Origin of the sequence: Nocardia sp. NPDC051756, assembly GCF_040681495.1 — a bacterium.
Taxonomy (GTDB): domain Bacteria; phylum Actinomycetota; class Actinomycetes; order Mycobacteriales; family Mycobacteriaceae; genus Nocardia.
This window is the reverse complement of sequence record NZ_JBFAYV010000004.1, coordinates 1,128,299-1,145,703: the sequence shown is the minus strand read 5'-3', so window position 1 is coordinate 1,145,703 and position 17,405 is coordinate 1,128,299. Positions and strand designations below refer to the sequence as shown.

Annotated in this window: 16 protein-coding genes; 11 read left to right on the top strand and 5 right to left on the bottom strand. The window is 68.7% G+C overall.

The window, feature by feature from the left end:
• Positions 1-55 precede the first annotated feature (55 nt).
• The 4 genes from AB0M22_RS22185 to AB0M22_RS22170 all read left to right on the top strand — a co-directional run bounded on the left by AB0M22_RS22185 (position 56) and on the right by AB0M22_RS22170 (position 3,939).
• Entirely contained in the window at positions 56-601 is a 546-nt protein-coding gene (locus tag AB0M22_RS22185) for a bifunctional adenosylcobinamide kinase/adenosylcobinamide-phosphate guanylyltransferase (protein ID WP_364729729.1), read from the top strand.
• Positions 602-704: 103 nt separating this feature from the next.
• Positions 705-1,856 (top strand): nicotinate-nucleotide--dimethylbenzimidazole phosphoribosyltransferase, encoded by a 1,152-nt coding sequence (gene cobT, locus AB0M22_RS22180; RefSeq protein WP_364729727.1) that lies wholly within the window; start codon positions 705-707, stop codon positions 1,854-1,856.
• A 124-nt stretch (positions 1,857-1,980) separates the two neighbouring features.
• The gene (locus tag AB0M22_RS22175) at positions 1,981-2,727 is read left to right on the top strand and encodes an adenosylcobinamide-GDP ribazoletransferase (RefSeq protein ID WP_364729724.1); all 747 of its coding nucleotides are present in this window, start codon (positions 1,981-1,983) and stop codon (positions 2,725-2,727) included.
• A 498-nt stretch (positions 2,728-3,225) separates the two neighbouring features.
• Positions 3,226-3,939, top strand: a complete 714-nt coding sequence (locus AB0M22_RS22170; RefSeq protein WP_364729721.1) for an MBL fold metallo-hydrolase — start codon at positions 3,226-3,228, stop codon at positions 3,937-3,939.
• A 324-nt stretch (positions 3,940-4,263) separates the two neighbouring features.
• Here the strand turns inward: AB0M22_RS22170 and AB0M22_RS22165 are convergent, their stop codons facing one another.
• The 3 genes from AB0M22_RS22165 to AB0M22_RS22155 all read right to left on the bottom strand — a co-directional run bounded on the left by AB0M22_RS22165 (position 4,264) and on the right by AB0M22_RS22155 (position 7,504).
• Positions 4,264-5,361, bottom strand: a complete 1,098-nt coding sequence (locus AB0M22_RS22165) for a branched-chain amino acid aminotransferase (RefSeq protein WP_364729719.1) — start codon at positions 5,359-5,361, stop codon at positions 4,264-4,266.
• A gap of 202 nt (positions 5,362-5,563) precedes the next feature.
• Positions 5,564-6,664, bottom strand: a complete 1,101-nt coding sequence (gcvT, locus tag AB0M22_RS22160) for a glycine cleavage system aminomethyltransferase GcvT (protein WP_364729716.1) — start codon at positions 6,662-6,664, stop codon at positions 5,564-5,566.
• Between the two features lie 234 nt (positions 6,665-6,898).
• Positions 6,899-7,504, bottom strand: a complete 606-nt coding sequence (locus AB0M22_RS22155) for a GNAT family N-acetyltransferase (protein ID WP_364729714.1) — start codon at positions 7,502-7,504, stop codon at positions 6,899-6,901.
• Positions 7,505-7,614: 110 nt separating this feature from the next.
• Here AB0M22_RS22155 and AB0M22_RS22150 point away from each other — a divergent pair, with 110 nt between their 5' ends.
• Positions 7,615-8,412, top strand: a complete 798-nt coding sequence (locus AB0M22_RS22150; RefSeq protein ID WP_364729712.1) for a TetR/AcrR family transcriptional regulator C-terminal domain-containing protein — start codon at positions 7,615-7,617, stop codon at positions 8,410-8,412.
• The gene (locus AB0M22_RS22145; RefSeq protein WP_364729710.1) at positions 8,409-9,920 is read left to right on the top strand and encodes a leucyl aminopeptidase; all 1,512 of its coding nucleotides are present in this window, start codon (positions 8,409-8,411) and stop codon (positions 9,918-9,920) included. Before AB0M22_RS22150 ends, AB0M22_RS22145 begins: the two co-directional genes overlap by 4 nt.
• Positions 9,921-10,030: 110 nt before the next feature.
• Here the strand turns inward: AB0M22_RS22145 and AB0M22_RS22140 are convergent, their stop codons facing one another.
• Positions 10,031-10,393 (bottom strand): oxidoreductase, encoded by a 363-nt coding sequence (locus AB0M22_RS22140; protein ID WP_364729707.1) that lies wholly within the window; start codon positions 10,391-10,393, stop codon positions 10,031-10,033.
• Between the two features lie 261 nt (positions 10,394-10,654).
• Here AB0M22_RS22140 and sucB point away from each other — a divergent pair, with 261 nt between their 5' ends.
• The 5 genes from sucB (at position 10,655) to lipA (ending at position 15,891) form a co-directional block, all read left to right on the top strand.
• Positions 10,655-12,433: a 2-oxoglutarate dehydrogenase, E2 component, dihydrolipoamide succinyltransferase gene (sucB, locus tag AB0M22_RS22135; protein ID WP_364729705.1), complete on the top strand. Its 1,779-nt coding sequence runs from the start codon at positions 10,655-10,657 to the stop codon at positions 12,431-12,433.
• Positions 12,434-12,446: 13 nt separating this feature from the next.
• Positions 12,447-13,355 (top strand): TIGR01777 family oxidoreductase, encoded by a 909-nt coding sequence (locus AB0M22_RS22130; RefSeq protein ID WP_364729703.1) that lies wholly within the window; start codon positions 12,447-12,449, stop codon positions 13,353-13,355.
• Positions 13,352-13,888: an N-acetyltransferase family protein gene (locus AB0M22_RS22125; RefSeq protein WP_364729700.1), complete on the top strand. Its 537-nt coding sequence runs from the start codon at positions 13,352-13,354 to the stop codon at positions 13,886-13,888. The genes AB0M22_RS22130 and AB0M22_RS22125 overlap by 4 nt, the downstream gene beginning before the upstream one ends.
• 230 nt (positions 13,889-14,118) lie before the next feature.
• Positions 14,119-14,850, top strand: coding sequence for a lipoyl(octanoyl) transferase LipB (gene lipB / locus AB0M22_RS22120; protein WP_364729697.1), 732 nt, complete (start codon positions 14,119-14,121; stop codon positions 14,848-14,850).
• Positions 14,851-14,874: 24 nt separating this feature from the next.
• A complete protein-coding gene (gene lipA / locus AB0M22_RS22115; RefSeq protein ID WP_364729694.1) occupies positions 14,875-15,891 on the top strand; it encodes a lipoyl synthase in 1,017 nt (338 codons plus the stop codon).
• A 111-nt stretch (positions 15,892-16,002) separates the two neighbouring features.
• On the opposite strand, the gene AB0M22_RS22110 is transcribed toward lipA, so the two are convergent.
• The gene (locus tag AB0M22_RS22110) at positions 16,003-17,343 is read right to left on the bottom strand and encodes an MFS transporter (protein WP_364729691.1); all 1,341 of its coding nucleotides are present in this window, start codon (positions 17,341-17,343) and stop codon (positions 16,003-16,005) included.
• Positions 17,344-17,405 lie beyond the last annotated feature (62 nt).

Below are 17,405 nucleotides of genomic sequence, written 5' to 3'. Positions count from 1 at the left end.
CGCGCTCTGCCCGCGCCGAAGCGGACGAGTCGGTCGGGATTGATACCGTGCTGACGTGTCGCACAGTGTCTCGCCCGAGCCGCGCCGGACCCTTGTACTCGGCGGCGCTCGGTCGGGTAAGTCCGCCTATGCCGAGGAGCTGGCCAAGGCGGCCGGGCCGGTTCGATATCTAGCGACCTCGATTCCCGACCCGGCCGACCTCGACTTCGCCGCACGGATCGCCACGCATCGCGAGCGCAGGCCCGCCGACTGGGCGGTGATCGAAAGTGCCGACCCGGCAGCCGTTCTCGGCGAACCGTTAGACGGCACCACGCTGATCGATGACATCGGCACCTGGCTCACCGCGCGCATCGACGCCCGTGACGCTTGGGAATCTCCGCGTGGCACCGTCACCCCCGACGCCGATGCCCTCGTCGCCGCCGTAACCGCCTACCCGCGGCACCTGGTCATCGTGAGCCCCGAGGTCGGCATGGGGATCATCCCCGCCACCCGCTCCGGTCGCCTGTTCCGCGACGAGATCGGCACGCTGAACCAGCGCCTGGCCCACGCCTGCGACGAAGCCTTCCTCGTCGTGGCCGGACTCCCCCTGCGGCTCAAGTGAATCGCACCGATTGGGGACGGGTGATGTGGGCCGCGTGGGTCGCGGCGGGCAAGATTGAGCGGCGTATGAGTGTTTGGACCGCCCTTACCGGAAAGGCTCGACAGTGACACACGGATTTGGACCGGTGACGCCTCCTGACGCACAGGTCCGGGTGGCGGCCGAGCAACGGCAGGCGCAGTTGACCAAGCCCGGCGGGTCGCTCGGGCGGCTGGAGGAGATCGGCAACTGGGTAGCGGCCTGTCAGGGTGTGTGCCCGCCCAAGCAGTTCGAGCGGGCCAGGGTTGTGGTGTTCGCCGGGGATCACGGCGTTGCGCGGCACGGGGTTTCGGCGTATCCGAGTGAGGTCACCGCGCAGATGGTGGCGAACTTCCTCGGTGGTGGGGCGGCGGTGAATGCGCTCGCGGTGGTCGCGGGGGCGACCGTTCGGGTGGCGGATATTTCCGTCGACGGTGAGACCGATTCGCTCATCGCCAAGCACAAGGTGCGGCGTTCCAGCGGGTCCATCGATCGCGAGGACGCGCTGACTGTCGAGGAGGTCGAGGCCGCCCTCGCCGCGGGCAAGGCGATCGCCGACGAGGAGATCGACGCGGGCGCCGATGTGCTCATCGCGGGCGATATGGGCATCGGCAACACCACGCCCGCCACCGCCTTGATCGCGACGCTGACCGACACCGAACCCGTTGCCGCTGTCGGGCGCGGCACCGGCGTCGATGATGCCGGCTGGGCGCGCAAGGTCGCCGCGATCCGTGACGCGATGCGCCGGGCACGCCCGGTCGTCAAGGACCCGGTCGAACTGCTGCGCGTCGCCGCGGGCGCCGACTTCGCCGCCATGGCCGCGTTCCTCGCGCAGGCCGCTGCCCGCCGCACACCGGTCATCCTCGACGGCGTGGTCGTCACGGCCGCCGCGTTGGTCGCCGAGGACCTGGCCGCAGGCTCGTCGGCGTGGTGGCTGGCCGGTCACCGCTCCACCGAACCCGCCCACAACCTGGCCCTGCAACGCCTCCGCCTCGACCCCCTCCTCGACCTGAACATGCGCCTAGGGGAAGCCTCCGGTGCCCTCACCGCCCTCCCCCTCGTCCGCGCCGCGGTCGCCACTCTCGCGGAGATGTCCACGTTCGCCGAAGCGGGCGTCAGCACCGCCGACACCGACACCGCCGAAAACACGGACCTCACTGTGCCCGCCGACATTGCGGAGAACACCGAAATCGGCACGCCCGCAGAGACTTCCCCGTCCACCCCAGACTTGCGCAAATGAGCGACCGGCCGTCGCTGATCGAAGCCTGCACCACTGAGTCTGGCAAGCTCATCGTCGGCCGTGGTTATCTCCTTGCAGCACAGCATCTTCCGAGTGCAGCAGAGCGTCGCCCGGGAGTACCCGGATGAACGGGTTGCGGCTCGCAGTTTCGTGGCTCACCGTTTTGCCGGTGCGTGGGCCGGACAATGTCGACCGGGCGGCGGCCGGGCGGGCAATTGCGTTGGCGCCGTTGGTCGGTGGACTGCTCGGGGCGGGGGCGGCTGGGCTGCTGTGGGTGTTGATGTGGGCGGGGGCCAGTTCGGTGCTGGCCGGGCTGCTGGTGGTCGGGGCGTTGGCGTTGATCACGCGGGGCATGCATCTGGACGGGCTCGCCGACACTATGGACGGGCTCGGCAGTTACGGTCCGCCTGAGCGCGCCAGGCAGATCATGAAGAGCGGTGGCGCCGGCCCGTTCGGTGTCGCCGCTCTCGTGTTCTCCATTGGTGTCCAAGCGTTTTCCTTCGCCGCCCTCGCCGAGGCAGACCGCTGGTTCGCCGTAGCTCTCGCCGTCACCGTGGGCCGCGTCGCGGTAGTCCTCGCCTGCCGCAAAGGAATCGACGCCGCCCCCGACGCCACCTTCGGCGCCCTCGTAGCCGGCACCCAACCCCCACTCACCGCCGGCGCCTGGTCCATCGCAGCCTTCGCCGCCGCCCTTCTCGCCACCCCCAACCACTGGCAAGGCCCCCTCGCCACCCTCCTCGCCCTGGCCGCCTCAACCATCCTCATCCGCCACACCACCCGCCGCTTCGCCGGCCTCTCCGGCGACACCCTCGGCGCCACCATCGAACTAACCGTCTCCCTAACCGCCGCCACCCTCTCCCTCAACCTCTAACGTCCGGCCACGCGAACGTCCGGCCACACGCCCAAAGGGGACACGACAGATCCGCCACCCACACCTCACCGCAACCAAGTCCCGCCGACCATGGTCCGGCTCGACTAACGGGACATCACGGCGCACCTTCTCGCACTCCGCCACGGCAAATGCCCGTCGAGCATGTTCTGACTCGACCAACGGGACACGACGGAGCACCTTCTCGTACTTCGCCGCGGTGACGTCCCGTTGAGCGTGGTTCGGCTCGGCATGTGGTGTGTGATTCGGGCACGGGCGTGGATCAGCGCTCGAATGCCTGTCTTGCTGACCGGCTTTCGTGATCGACGGCACATGTCGGCGGTATCGGGCGCGGGAGGTCTGGGGTCGTGTTTCGTTGATCTTGGTTTGGGGATTGGTGGGCGGATGTCCAGGTTTTCCGGGGGGTGGGGAGGAGGGCGCAGCAAACTATTTGCGGCTGCGGCGCGCGGATCGTCTGGGTCGGGCAATAAGGTGTGCGGTATGTCTTCTGAGCGCCTGTATTTTCGCCAGCTGTTGTCGGGGAGGGACTACGCCGTCGGCGATCCGATTGCGACGCAGATGCGGAATTTCGCGTATCTGATCGGGGATCAGGAGACGGGCGAGTGTTTGGTGGTCGATCCGGCTTATGCGGCCGGCGATCTGGTCGATATCGCAGAGGGGGACGGGCTACGGCTGACGGGGGTGCTGGCGACCCATCACCATCCGGACCATGTGGGTGGGACGATGCTCGGGTTCACCCTGGGCGGAGTGCGTGAGCTGCTCGAAAAGACAAGTGTCCCAGTGCATATCAACGCGCAGGAGCTTTCCTGGGTGGCAAATGTCACCGGCATCGCGCCGAGCGAACTCACCGGCCACGAGCACGGCGACAAGGTGAGCGTCGGCGCCTTCGACATCGAACTGCTGCACACTCCGGGCCACACGCCGGGCAGCCAATGCTTCCTGTTCGATGACCGGCTCATCGCGGGCGACACCCTGTTCGTCGACGGCTGCGGCCGCACCGACTTCCCGGGCGGCGACTCCGACGAAATGTTCCGCAGCCTGCGATATTTGGCCGAGTTATCCGGCGACCCGGTCGTCTACCCCGGCCACTGGTATTCGCAGCAACCCCACGCCCCGCTGTCCACTGTCCGGGACAAGAACTACGTGCTGCGCCCCAAGACCCTCGACGAGTGGCACATGTTCATGCCCAGCTGAGTTGGCGCGCAAGTAGGCATCGCCGGCACGATACCGACCCGCTCGAGCATTACGGCGGGTCGGGCCATGGACACTGGCCCGAGTCAACGGAGCAGGCACACACCCCGAAGAGGTCTCAACGGGTCGAAGCGAGCGCACAACGGGACGGCACGCGAGCACAGCGCCTCGGGACAAGTGCGCAACGCGTCGGCACGCGCGCACAACGCGTCGGCACGAGAGCACCTCAGCACGACAGCGCAACGCCTCAGCACGACAGCGGCTGAGCTGGATGGCACACCACGGCGGTAATCGCGAGAGACCCCCACCATGGCGTGCCCTCACGAACTACATTCCGCGCATCCACCCATGGATGTCGGCGAACGTCCCACGCTGGATCCCAGTAAGCGTGTCGCGCAACGCCATGGTGACCTCACCGGGCTCCCCACCGCCGATGGTGAACTCCCCATCATCAGAGCGAACCCAGCCGACGGGAGTAATCACCGCAGCCGTACCGCACGCGAAAACCTCGGTAATTTCACCGGATTCGGCACCCTTGCGCCATTCCTCCACCGACACTTTGCGCTCTTCGACCTTGAACCCGGAGTCGGCGGCGAGGGTGAGCAGGGAGTCGCGGGTGATGCCGGGCAGCAGCGAGCCGGACAGTTCCGGAGTCACCAGCCGCGCGTCCGAGCCGGAGCCGAAGACGAAGAACAGGTTGTTGGTGCCCATCTCCTCGACGTAGCGGCGCTCGCACGCGTCCAGCCAGACCACCTGATCGCAACCCTTTTCGGTCGCCTCGGCCTGCGCGAGCAGCGACGCGGCGTAGTTGCCCGCGACCTTCGCCTCGCCGGTGCCACCGGGCGCGGCGCGCACGTACTCGGTCGACAGCCACACCCGCACCGGCTTGACCCCACGCGGGAAGTAGGCGCCGGCCGGGGAGGCCATGAGCAGGTACTTGTAACCGGCGGCGGGCTTCACGCCGAGCCCGGCCTCGGTGGCGAACATGAAGGGGCGCAGGTACAGCGAGTCCTCGCCGCCCGCGGCGGGCACCCACTCGCGGTCCACCTCGAGCAGCTGACGCACGGATTCGATGAACAGTTCCTCGGGCAGTTCGGCCATCGCCATCCGGCGGGCGGACCTGCGGAACCGCGCGGCGTTCGCATCGATGCGGAAGCAGGCGACGCTGCCGTCGCTGTGCCGGTACGCCTTCAGTCCCTCGAAGATGGCCTGGCCGTAGTGGAAGACCATGGTCGCGGGGTCGAGCGCCAGCGGGCCGTACGGCTCGACGCGCGCGTTGGTCCACTCGCCGTCGATGTAGTCGATCGAGACCATGTGATCGGTGAAGAACCGCCCGAACCCGGGCGCCGCCAGTACCTCTTGTACCCGCTGCGCCGGGGCGGGCGCGGGATGCGGGACACGGGCAAACTGTGCAGCAACGGTCATGGCCCTGATCCTAACCAAGCCACTTTCAAGCTTTGCGGCCGATTGCCCCTCGGACCGCAGAACTTCCCGTCACCCCAGCCACTCGCGCACCAATGTGCACCCCGTGTCCCACTTCGCCGCAGGAAATCACACCGGGCAGTACGCACCTTGCGCACTGGGGAACGCGCCACGCCGCGACTTGCCGTACGACACGCCGTGTCGCCTACTTCGTGTTCGTCTCCACGAACGGCGGGCGGATGACCTCGCAGCGGAGGCGGCGACCGCGCACATCCACCTCGACCTCGGCGCCGGGTTCGATGCCCGCCTCGGTGTCGAGCAGGGCGAGGGCGATGCCGATCTTGAGGCTGGGCGAGAAAGTGCCGGAGGTGGTTTCGCCGACCGGTTCGCCGTCGCGCAGGACGTTCTGGCCTTGGCGCAGCACGCCGCGGTCGAGGGCCTTGAGGCCGAGCAGGGTGCGGCGCGGACCGGCCGACTTCTCCTGCTCCAGTGCGGCTTTGCCCCAGAACTCGGGCTTCTTCCAGCCGACCGCCCAGCCGGTGCGGGCCTGGACCGGCGAGATCTCCAGGGACAGTTCGTGGCCGTGCAGCGGGTAGCCCATCTCGGTGCGCAGCGTGTCGCGGGCGCCGAGTCCGGCGGCCTGGCCGTCGGCGGCCTTCACCTGCGCGACCAGGGCGCGGAACAGCGGCTCGGCGTCGGCCCAGCGGGGCAGCAGCTCGTAGCCGTGCTCGCCGGTGTAGCCGGTGCGGCAGACGCGCACGGGACGGCCGTCCCATTCGGCGTCGGCGTAGGCCATGTATTCCATCTCGGTCGGCAGGCCGAGTGCGGCGAGCACCTCGGTCGAGCGCGGGCCCTGCACGGCGAAGACGCCGTACTCGCGGTGCTCGTCGGTCACCGTGATGCCCTCGGGCGCCACCTTCTGCAACTCCGCGACCACCGACGCGGTGTTGGCGGCATTGGGGACCAGGAAGATCTCGTCGTCGCTCACGTAGTAGGCGATCAGGTCGTCGATCACGCCGCCGTCGGGCGCGCAGCACAGCGTGTACTGCGCCTTGCCCGGGCGGATCCGGCCGAGGTCGTTGGTGAGCGCCGAGTTCACGAATGCCGCCGCGCCCGCACCACGCACCGTCGCCTTACCCAGATGGCTCACATCGAACAGCCCGACCGTGGTGCGGACCGACTGATGTTCGGCCACCGTCCCCTCATAAGAGACGGGCATTTCCCACCCGCCGAACGGTGCGAAAGTCGCCCCCAGCTCGACGTGTACACCATGGATAGGGCCTTGCAGCAGGTTCGAGTCGGTCACCCGGCGAGCTTATCCGCCACACCCCCACTCCGGACCCGCTCCCTCACCCCCACCGTCTGATCCCCCAGACGACGGGCCGTCCGCACCATCATCGGCACCCGCCACCAACCACCACCAGAACCCATTTCGCCGCGCCCATGTCCCGGTCGGCGACTCACGAACCGGCGAACGGGACGTGGTGGAGGTGGCACTCGCCTTTGCCTCGACCATGTCCCGTTCGACAACTCCCGGCAGTTATCCGCGGAACCACATGGGGCGGAGGGTTGGGCCTCCGTCGGGGAGGTTGTGGTTGGTGCCGGTTTGGGCGAAGCCCATGCGGGTGTAGAGGCGGGCGGAGCGGTCGGTGCTGGCTTCCAGGTAGGCGGGGACTGCGGCGGAGGAGGCGGCTTTGGTTTGGGTGGCGAGGATGGCGGCGCCTGCGCCTTTGCCTCGGTGTTCGGGGACCGTGACGATTACTTGCAGATACCGGTGCGGGAATTCGCGGGGGTGGGAGTGTTCGAGCAGCTCGCTCACTGTTGCGGCGCGCTGGAGGGCGCGGATGTCGGGGACGGACTCGGCCAGTGCGCGGGCTTCGGCGGCCTCGCGCTCGACCCGGTCGGCGGACGTCACGTGCTGCCAGATCGATATCGCCCAGATTTCCGATTCGGTGCCGGCGATCCAGATCTCGTCGTCGTCCAGCGCGCGGTCGATGAGCGCGGGGACGTACTGGTCGCTGAACTGTTCGATCGGATGTCCCTCGAGGATCCAGGCCGTCACCACCTCGTCGGGGCTGGCGATCGCGAATGCCTTGATCACCGCATCGCGATCCTGCTTGCTCGCCTGTCGTACCGTGATCTCCATCCGCTGATCCTTTCGTCGTGAACGCTGTGTGCTCTTGCCAAGGTAGGCAGGTCAGGGCGGCACAGCTAGTATTTCGTCACAACTGTTCGTGTGTCGAAATGGAGGCCGGCATGGCCTGTGGGATCTGCGGGAACGCCCTCGCGCAACCGTCACGCGGCCGCAAACGCCGGTACTGCTCCCGCGCCTGCCAGGCCCGCGCCTACCGCGCCCGCCGCGACGAAGTGACCCCCACACCCCGCACCCCACGACCGGCCAAACTGACCACGATCGCCATCCTGCGCACCGCCGTCGACCTGGCCGATCGAGACGGCATCGACGCTCTCTCCATGCGCCGCCTGGCCAGCGAACTCGGCGCGGCCACCGCGGGCCTGTACCGCTACTTCCCCGACCGCGAGGCGCTACTCGACGGCATGGCCGAACTGGTACTCGCCGAAATCGGCCCGCCCGCAACCGATCTCACCGACTGGCGGGCCAAACTCAGCTACGAGGCGCAGGAGGAATGGCAGCTGTACCAACGTCACCCGTGGATGCTGCCGATCCTCGCCCGCACCCGCCCGCCGATCGGTCCCGCCCTCCTGGACATCCTCGAACGTTCCTTCACCGCACTCGACCAACGCGGCCTGACCCGCGAGCAGATGCTCGCCATCTACCTGTCCTTCTCCGGCTTGGTCCAAGGCCTCGCGCTGCTGACCGGTTCCGAACGCGCCGACCGGCAGCGCGGCAAGACCCCGGAGCGGCCCGCCGACCTCCCCGAGCTGCTCGACCCGGCCGTCCGCCCGGTCATGCACCGCCTGTTCTCCGGCGGCGAGCCGGGCCCCGACCTGGACTTGGACCGAATCCTCGACACCGGACTCGCGTTACTCCTCGACGGAATCGCAATCCGACTGCCCAGTAGCCTGAGCCCATGACCGCTGTTGCAGATCGCTCCCTCGGACCGGAGCTCGCCCGTACGCAGACCATCGCCGCGGATACCGATGTCCTCGTCGTCGGCCTCACCTCGTCCGAGAACGGCCCGGCCATCGTGCCCGAGGACCTGTTCGGCGACGTGCTCCCCGCCGACCTCCGCGCGGAACTGCTGGATCAGCTCGGCGCGGTCGGCGCGAAGGGCAAGGCCGAGGAGCTGACCCGGGTGCCCGCCCCGGCCGGGCTGGACGGGGTGACGAGCGTGCTCGCCGTCGGTCTCGGCGCCGCGGACAAGATCGACGCCGAGCAGATCCGTCGTTCGGCCGGTGTCGCCGCGCGCACGTTGTCCGGCACCGAACTGGTGGCGACCACACTGTCCGGCCTCGACATCGGCGCCGCCGCAGAGGGTTTCTACCTCGGCGCCTACACGTTCACGCCGTTCAAGTCGGACAAGTCCGCGCCGAAGCCGGACGAGCGCCCGGTGGCCAGGGTCGAATTCCTGGTCCCCGAACCGGAATTCGGCGAGGAGGCGCTGTTCCGCGCCCAGCTGATCGCCGAAGCCGTCGCCACCGCAAGGGATTTCGTCAACACCCCGCCCAGCCACCTCTACCCCGCCGAATTCGCCGCTCGCGCGCAGGAATTGGCGGAGGCGGCCGGCCTTGAGGTCGAGGTGCTCGACGAAACCGCCCTGGACGCAGGCGGTTACGGCGGCGTGCTCGGCGTGGGCAAGGGTTCCTCGCGCCCGCCGCGGCTGGTCCGGATCACCTACGCGGGCGGCCCGAAGAAGGTCGCGCTGGTCGGCAAGGGCATCACCTTCGACACCGGCGGCATCTCGATCAAGCCCGCGCAGAACATGGAGAACATGACCTCGGACATGGCCGGCGCCGCCGCGGTCGTGGCCACCGCGCTGCTCGCCGCGCGGCTGAGCCTGCCGGTCACGGTCACCGCGACCGTGCCGATGGCGGAGAACATGCCCTCGGCCACCGCGCAGCGCCCGGGCGACGTGCTCACCCAGTACGGCGGCACCACGGTCGAGGTGATCAACACCGACGCCGAGGGCAGGCTCATCCTGGCCGACGCGATCGTGCGGGCGAGCGAGGACGAGCCCGACTACCTGATCGACGTGGCCACCCTGACCGGCGCGCAGATGGTGGCACTCGGCACCCGCACCCCCGGCATCATGGGCACCGAGCAGTTCCGCGACCGGGTCGCCGAGATCTCCCGGGCGAACGGCGAGAACGGCTGGGCCATGCCGCTGCCCACCGAACTGCGCGCGGACCTGAACTCGAAGATCGCCGACCTGGCCAACGTCGCGCCGCACCGCTGGGGCGGCATGCTCTCGGCCGCGCTGTTCCTGAAGGAGTTCGTCCCGGAGGGCGTGCAGTGGGCGCACCTCGACGTCGCGGGCCCGGCGTACAACACCGGCGGCCCGTTCGGCTACATCGGCAAGGGCGGCACCGGCGTGCCGGTCCGCACGCTGATCGCGGTCATCGAGGACATCGCCGCGGAGTGATCCGGCGCGCCGCCCGGAGCGATCCGGGCGGCGCGATCACCCGCGATTCCGGGCACGAAAAATCAGGACATCTGCGACACGAAATACGGTCGCCCGACGGTAGCCAGCAGCTATAGGTCGCGCAGATCATCCTCGAACGCGCGCTGCCGCTCGATCCGTTTGCGCGCGTCGTAGTCGCGCATCCGCTGCGGATATCCGGTCTTCGCGACCTCGTAAACCGGAATGTGCAAATCCTTGGCAAGCCGCTGCGCTCCGCGCTCGCCGACGATCCGGCGGGTCCACTCACCGTCGGCCGCGATCAACACGACAGTGACATCCGTCACGGTCGTTTTCGGCTCCAAATAGCCTTCGACGCCGACGTGAGCACGCACCCACTCGGCCAGATAACGGGCATCCTCGCTACCCCCGGAACCCGCACGTAACGCGCTGCCACCCCGGGTCGCGCCGCCCCGGAAACGATCCAGCAAACCCAACGACGCGCACCTCCTTTCGCACCCCGATACCTCGAACGCATCGGCACCTCTATCTTGCCAGCTCTGTGGAGTTCGCCGCCCTTGTGCTACGCGCCGAGCGGACGAGTGCAAGGATGGATCGCGGTACAAGAACCACACAGATCTCCGGTGCCACGCACAATGATCGGTGGCTTTCGGACTCGCGCCGCAACCCGCGTCGGGGGTCCGCAGAGAGATCAACTGTTGTAGAAACCCGTCGAGCAGTCAGAGGAGTCAGAGGACATGGCCTTCTCCGTCCAGATGCCAGCTCTTGGTGAGAGCGTCACCGAGGGAACGGTCACCCGGTGGCTGAAGCAGGAAGGAGACACGGTCGAGGTCGACGAGCCGCTGCTCGAGGTCTCCACCGACAAGGTCGACACGGAGATCCCGTCCCCGCAGGCGGGCGTGTTGTCGAAGATCGTCGCCCAAGAAGATGATGTGGTCGAGGTCGGTGGTGAGCTCGGCGTGATCAGCGATGCCGGCGAGGCGCCCGAGCCGAGTTCGGCTCCCGCCCCCGAAGCCGCTGCCGCGCCCGCGCAGGAAGCTCCCGCCGAGGAAGCCCCCGCCGCCGAGCCCGAGCCCGCCGCTGAAGAAGAAGCACCGGCGCCCGCCGCCGAAGCCGCGCCCGCGTCGTCCGGCGACGGCACCTCGGTCAAGATGCCCGAGCTGGGCGAGTCGGTCACCGAGGGCACCGTGACCCGGTGGCTCAAGGCGGTCGGCGACGACGTAGCCGTGGACGAGCCGTTGCTCGAGGTCTCCACCGACAAGGTCGACACCGAAATCCCCTCGCCGGTGGCGGGCAAGCTGCTCGAGATCACCGCGCAGGAAGACGATGTCGTCGCTGTGGGTGGACAGCTCGGCGTGATCGGCAGCGGTTCCCCCGCCAAGGCGGCACCGGCGCCCGCGCCGAAGCCCGAGCCGAAGCCGGAACCCAAGCCCGAGCCGAAGCAGGAAGCGGCCCCCGCGCCCAAGCCGGCTCCCGCACCGGAACCCAAGCCCGCCGCACCGGCCCCCAAGGCTCCGGCGCCCGCCGCGGCCAAGGCCCCGGCCGAGTCCGGCTCCAGCGGTGGCAACGGCGCGACGCCGTACGTCACCCCGCTGGTTCGCAAGCTGGCCGACGAGAACGGCGTCGATCTGTCCGCGCTCACCGGTTCCGGTGTCGGCGGACGCATCCGCAAGCAGGACGTGCTCGCCGCAGCGGAGGCCAAGAAGGCGCCGGCTCCGGCCGCCGCACCGGCCGCGGCTCCCGCGGCGAAGGCACCGGCCGCCCCCGCGGCCGCGAGCGCGAAGCTGGCCCATCTGCGCGGCACCGTGCAGAAGGCGAACCGCATCCGCCAGATCACCGCGACCAAGACCCTGGAATCGCTGCGCACCACCGCACAGCTGACCCAGGTGCACGAGGCCGACGTCAGCAAGATCGCGGCGCTGCGCACCCAGGCCAAGGCGGCGTTCAAGGAGCGCGAGGGCGTCAACCTGACGTTCCTGCCGTTCTTCGCCAAGGCCGTCGTCGAGGCGCTCGGCGTGCACCCGAACGTCAATGCCAGCTACGACGATTCGAGCAAGGAAGTCACCTACCACGCCGCGGTGCACCTCGGCATCGCCGTCGACACCGAGCAGGGCCTGCTCTCCCCGGTGATCCACAACGCGAGCGACCTGTCGCTGGCCGGCCTGGCTCGCGCCATCGCCGACATCGCCAACCGCGCGCGCAACGGTGGCCTCAAGCCCGACGAGCTGTCCGGTGGCACGTTCACCATCACCAACATCGGCAGCCAGGGCGCCCTGTTCGACACCCCGATCCTGGTTCCGCCGCAGGCGGCCATGCTCGGCACGGGTGCGATCGTCAAGCGCCCGGTGGTGGTCAAGGACGACACCGGCAGCGAGTCCATCGGCGTGCGTTCGATGTGCTACCTGCCGCTGACCTACGACCACCGCCTGATCGACGGCGCGGACGCGGGTCGCTTCCTCACCACGATCCGGCACCGGCTCGAGGAGGCGGCGTTCGAGGCCGACCTCGGGCTCTAACCGTCGTGTTCACATGAAGGTCGTGATCGCCGGCTCGTCCGGGCTGATCGGGACAGCGCTCGTCGCGGCCCTGCGCCGCGACGGGCACGAGGTCGCCCGCCTGGTTCGCCGGCGGGCGGCCGGACCGGACGAGTTCACCTGGGATCCGGTCCGGGCCGAACTGGACGAGCGGTCGCTGCGCGGCGCGGACGCCGTGGTCAACCTGTGCGGCGCGAGCATCGGGCGCCGCCGCTGGAACGGCAGCTTCAAACAGGAGTTGCGCGACAGCCGGATCACCCCGACCGACGTGCTGGCCGCCGCGGTGGTCAAGGCGAGCGTGCCGACGCTGCTGAACGCCAGCGGCGTGCACTTCTACGGCGGCGACACCGGCGACCGGGTGGTCGACGAAACCTCCCCCGCCGGTTCGGGTTTCCTCGCCACGCTGTGCCGCGACTGGGAGTCCGCGACCCGGCCCGCCGCCGACGCGGGCGTGCGCACGGTGCTGCTGCGCAGCGCCGTCGTCCTGTCCCGCCACGGCGGACTGCTCAGCATGTTGCACCCGCTGTACTCGCTCGGCCTCGGCGGACGACTCGGCAGCGGGCGGCAATACACGCCGTGGATCTCCCTGGCCGACGAGATCGGCGCGATCGTCTTCGCCCTCGGCACCGAAACCCTCGCCGGGCCGCTCAATGTCGTCGGCCCGGCGCCGGTGACCAACGCCGAATTCAGCCGGGCGCTCGGCCGTTCCGTGCACCGGCCGACCCCGCTGGTGGTGCCCGCGTTCGCGTTGCGGGCGCTCATCGGCGAGTTCGCGCAGGAGGCGATCCTGCGCGGCCCCAGAGCAATACCCACGGCCCTCGAGGAGGCGGGCTACGAGTTCCAGCACCCGACCATCGGCGCCGCACTGGCCGCTACGGCGGGCCGACCCGGAGACGATCGATGACCGACCAGCTCGACACCCGCCCCGCCACCCTTATCCGGGACGCGCACCGCGACGACCTGCCCGAGATCCTGACGATCCACAACGCCAACATCGCCACCTCGACCGCGATCTGGGATCTGGAACAGGTCGGCCTCGACGAGCGGGTCGCCTGGTTCGAGGCGCGCACCGCGGCGGAGCTGCCGATCCTGGTCGCCGAGATCGACGGCGTGGTCGCGGGTTACGCCAGCTACGGCCCGTGGCGGCCGAAGGCGGGTTACCGCTTCACCGTGGAGAACTCGGTCTACGTCGACGACCGATTCCAGCGCCGCGGCATCGCCACCGCCCTGCTCACCGAGCTGCTCGACCGCGCACGCCGGTCCGGTCACGTGCACGCCGTCATCGCGGGCATCGAATCCGGCAACACCGGCTCGATCGCGCTGCACGAACGCTTCGGCTTCCGCACGATCGGCGAGTTCCCCGAGGTCGGCCACAAGTTCGGCCGCTGGATGGACCTCACCCTCATGCAGCTGACGCTCCCCGTCCACGCACACTGACTGAATTCATATCCAGTGGCACACCATGGCGGGGCCTTCTTGGACTTTGCCGCCACCATGTGCCACTGAATCTCGATTCGTCGCCGGTGGGCGGCGTTGCGCTGCCGGACCCGAGCCCGTTGGGCACCGCGCACACTGACGGTCGGCCCTGCCGGCAGTCCGCTACCTTGTGGTACTCCCCACAGGACACAGCTGGAATAGAACAACCCGTCCGGCGTACCGTCGACCTCGTGAACGACACGCGCACCACGTGGTCCGCCCGATTCGATACGACCCCGATCGTGGTCGAGGATCTCGGACTCATCGACTACCACAGCGCCTGGGAACTGCAGCGAACCATCGCCGCGGAGCGGGCCGACGGCATCGGATCCGATCGCCTGCTGCTGCTCGAGCACCCCTCGGTCTACACCGCGGGCCGCCGGACCGAGACCGAGGATCTGCCCATCGACGGCAGCCCGGTGGTCGAGGTGGACCGCGGCGGCAAGATCACCTGGCACGGCCCCGGCCAGCTGGTCGGCTACCCGATCGTGCGGCTCGCCGAGCCGGTCGACGTGGTGCATTACGTGCGCCGGCTCGAGGAAGCACTGATCACCGTCTGCACCGACCTCGGCCTGACCTGCGGCCGCATCGAGGGCCGCTCCGGGGTCTGGCTGCCCGCGACCGACGTGTTCGCCGAACGCAAGATCGCCGCGATCGGCGTGCGGGTGCAGCGCGGCGTTGCCCTGCACGGCATCTCGCTCAACTGCAATTCGGCCATGGACGGCTTCCAGGCGATCATCCCCTGCGGCATCCGCGACGCCGGCGTCACCACGCTGTCGCGCGAGTTGGGCCGTGAGGTGACGGTCGAGGAAGTGAAGCCGCTCGTCGCCGACGCCATCGCCAGGGCCCTCAATGGCGAACTGCCGGTAACCGCGCACGATATTACGCGCGTCACACCGGCAGGAGGGGACGCGAGCGCCTGATCCGGTAGGCGTAATGTCGATCAAGTGACCTCAGCTTCAGCACCGGCAGGACGCAAACTGCTACGCATCGAGGCGCGCAACGCGGAGACCCCGATCGAGCGCAAACCTCAATGGATTCGTACCAAGGCCAAGATGGGCCCGGAGTATTCCGAGCTCAAGGGCCTGGTCAAACGCGAAGGCTTGCACACGGTGTGCGAGGAAGCGGGCTGTCCCAACATCTTCGAATGCTGGGAAGACCGTGAGGCCACCTTCCTGATCGGCGGCGAGCAGTGCACCCGCCGTTGCGACTTCTGCCAGATCGACACCGGCAAACCCGCCGCACTCGATCGGGACGAGCCGCGCCGGGTCGCCGAGAGCGTGCAGGCGATGGGCCTGCGCTACTCGACCATCACCGGCGTCGCCCGCGACGATCTGGAAGACGGCGGCGCCTGGCTCTACGCCGAAACCGTGCGCGCCATCAAGCAACTCAACCCGAGCACCGGCGTCGAACTGCTCATCCCCGACTTCAACGCCGTCCCCGACCAGCTGGCCGAGGTCTTCTCCTCCCGCCCGGAGGTCCTGGCGCACAACCTGGAAACGGTGCCGCGCATCTTCAAGCGCATCCGCCCCGCCTTCCGCTACGAGCGCTCCCTCTCGGTGCTCACCGCCGCCCGCGAGGCCGGCCTGGTCACCAAGTCCAACCTGATCCTCGGCATGGGCGAGACCCCGGAAGAGGTCACCCAAGCGATGCGCGACCTGCACGAAGCAGGCTGCGACATCCTCACCATCACCCAGTACCTGCGCCCCTCCCCGCGGCACCACCCGGTGGATCGCTGGGTCAAGCCGCAGGAGTTCGTCGACCACTCGAAGATGGCCGAGGAGATCGGTTTCGCGGGCGTGATGGCCGGGCCGCTGGTCCGCTCGTCCTACCGCGCCGGCCGCCTCTACAGCCAGGCGATGCGCCACCACGGGCGCGAAATCGCACCCGCCATGGCGCATCTCGCCGAGGGCGGCGCGGCGTCCCAGGAAGCCTCGTCCGTCCTGGCTCGCTTCGGCAACTGACCATGGTGCGCGCACCGGATCACCTCCGGTGCGCGCCACCATCGGATCCTGCTGGGTCTGCGAAAGCCCCTTCCAGGCGGAATCCCGCCGGCACCTGATCCGGTTGCGCCCTCACTCCTGCTTGTTCAGCGAGACCGAATCCTCCGGTGCGCCAACGCTGGTCCGTTTCCACAGCACCAGCGCACCGATGGCCGAGGCAATCATGGCGAATCCGACCACCCACAGTCCCGCACGCTGGGTTCCGGTCCAATCCTTCAGTCCACCGGTGATATACGGCGCGGCGAAGCCGCTGATATTGCCGATCGAGTTGATCAGGGCGATACCACCAGCAGCGGCGGCGCCGGTGAGGAAGGCGCTGGGCAGGGCCCAGAAGGTGGGCAGGGCGGCGAGAACACCTACGGCACAGACGGTTACGGCGGTCATCGCGGCGATCGGATTCCCGAGATAGAGGGCCACCGGGATGGCCAACCCGCCGAGCAGCGCGGGAAGCGCTACGTGCCAAGGACGTTCACCGGTCCGGTCACCGTGCCTGCTCCACCAGACCATCACGACCGCACCGATGACGTACGGCACCGCGTTGATCAAACCGCGCTGCACCACCGAATAGTGCGTCCCGTACTGCTGCTGGAATCCGTTGATGATCGTCGGCAGGAAGAAGCCGAGTGCGTAGAGCCCGTAGACGATTCCGCCGTAGACGAGGGCGAGGCCGATGATCCGGGTATCGGTGAGCGCCTTGCGCAACGTCCAGTGCTCGCCCTTCTCCACCGCGGCCTGCTCGGCGGCGAGTTCGGTACTGAGCCACTGACGTTCGGCGCTGGTCAGCCACTTCGCCTGTGCGGGACTGTCGGTGAGGTAGAACCAGGTCACCACGGCGAGCAGCAGCGCGGGCACGCCCTCGACCAGGAACATGAATCGCCAGCCGCTGAGCCCGAATACACCGTGCCCGTACTGAATGATCAAGCTGGACATGGTCGAACCGAGCGCGGTGGAGATCGGCACGGCGACCATGAACAGCGCGACGAACTTGGCCCGCTGCTTCTGCGGGAACCAATACGTGAGGTACAGCAGGATGCCGGGGAAGAACCCCGCTTCCGCCACACCCAACGCGAATCGCAGGATGTACAGGACGGTTTCGTTGGGCACGAACGCCATGCCGGTCGCGATCACGCCCCAGCTGGCCAGGATCCGGGCGATCCAGCGGCGCGCCCCGAACTTGTGCAATGCCAGATTGCTCGGCACCTCCAGCACCAGATAGCCGAGGAAGAAGATCCCCGAGGCGAACCCGAACGCCGTCTCGGTCAGCCCTAGATCGGCCTTCATCCCGCTGGGCCCGGCGAACCCGATATTGACCCGGTCGAGGTAATTGACGAAATAGAGCAGCCCGAGAAACGGCACCAGGCGAAGCGTGACTTTGCGCAGCGTCGCGCGCGGCACGTCCTGTGTGACAACCATGCCGCACTCTCACCCCGCGAGCACCCGCCGGTCAAGCCCCCAACCGGGGGTCCGCATGTCTC

Coding starts and splice junctions, on each gene's coding strand:
- AB0M22_RS22175 (WP_364729724.1), top strand. CDS start 1,981: ATGAACGGGTTGCGGCTCGCAGTTTCGTGGCTCACCGTTTTGCCGGTG.
- AB0M22_RS22170 (WP_364729721.1), top strand. CDS start 3,226: ATGTCTTCTGAGCGCCTGTATTTTCGCCAGCTGTTGTCGGGGAGGGAC.
- AB0M22_RS22165 (WP_364729719.1), bottom strand. CDS start 5,361: ATGACCGTTGCTGCACAGTTTGCCCGTGTCCCGCATCCCGCGCCCGCC.
- AB0M22_RS22155 (WP_364729714.1), bottom strand. CDS start 7,504: ATGGAGATCACGGTACGACAGGCGAGCAAGCAGGATCGCGATGCGGTG.
- AB0M22_RS22150 (WP_364729712.1), top strand. CDS start 7,615: ATGGCCTGTGGGATCTGCGGGAACGCCCTCGCGCAACCGTCACGCGGC.
- AB0M22_RS22145 (WP_364729710.1), top strand. CDS start 8,409: ATGACCGCTGTTGCAGATCGCTCCCTCGGACCGGAGCTCGCCCGTACG.
- sucB (WP_364729705.1), top strand. CDS start 10,655: ATGGCCTTCTCCGTCCAGATGCCAGCTCTTGGTGAGAGCGTCACCGAG.
- AB0M22_RS22130 (WP_364729703.1), top strand. CDS start 12,447: ATGAAGGTCGTGATCGCCGGCTCGTCCGGGCTGATCGGGACAGCGCTC.
- AB0M22_RS22125 (WP_364729700.1), top strand. CDS start 13,352: ATGACCGACCAGCTCGACACCCGCCCCGCCACCCTTATCCGGGACGCG.
- AB0M22_RS22110 (WP_364729691.1), bottom strand. CDS start 17,343: ATGGTTGTCACACAGGACGTGCCGCGCGCGACGCTGCGCAAAGTCACG.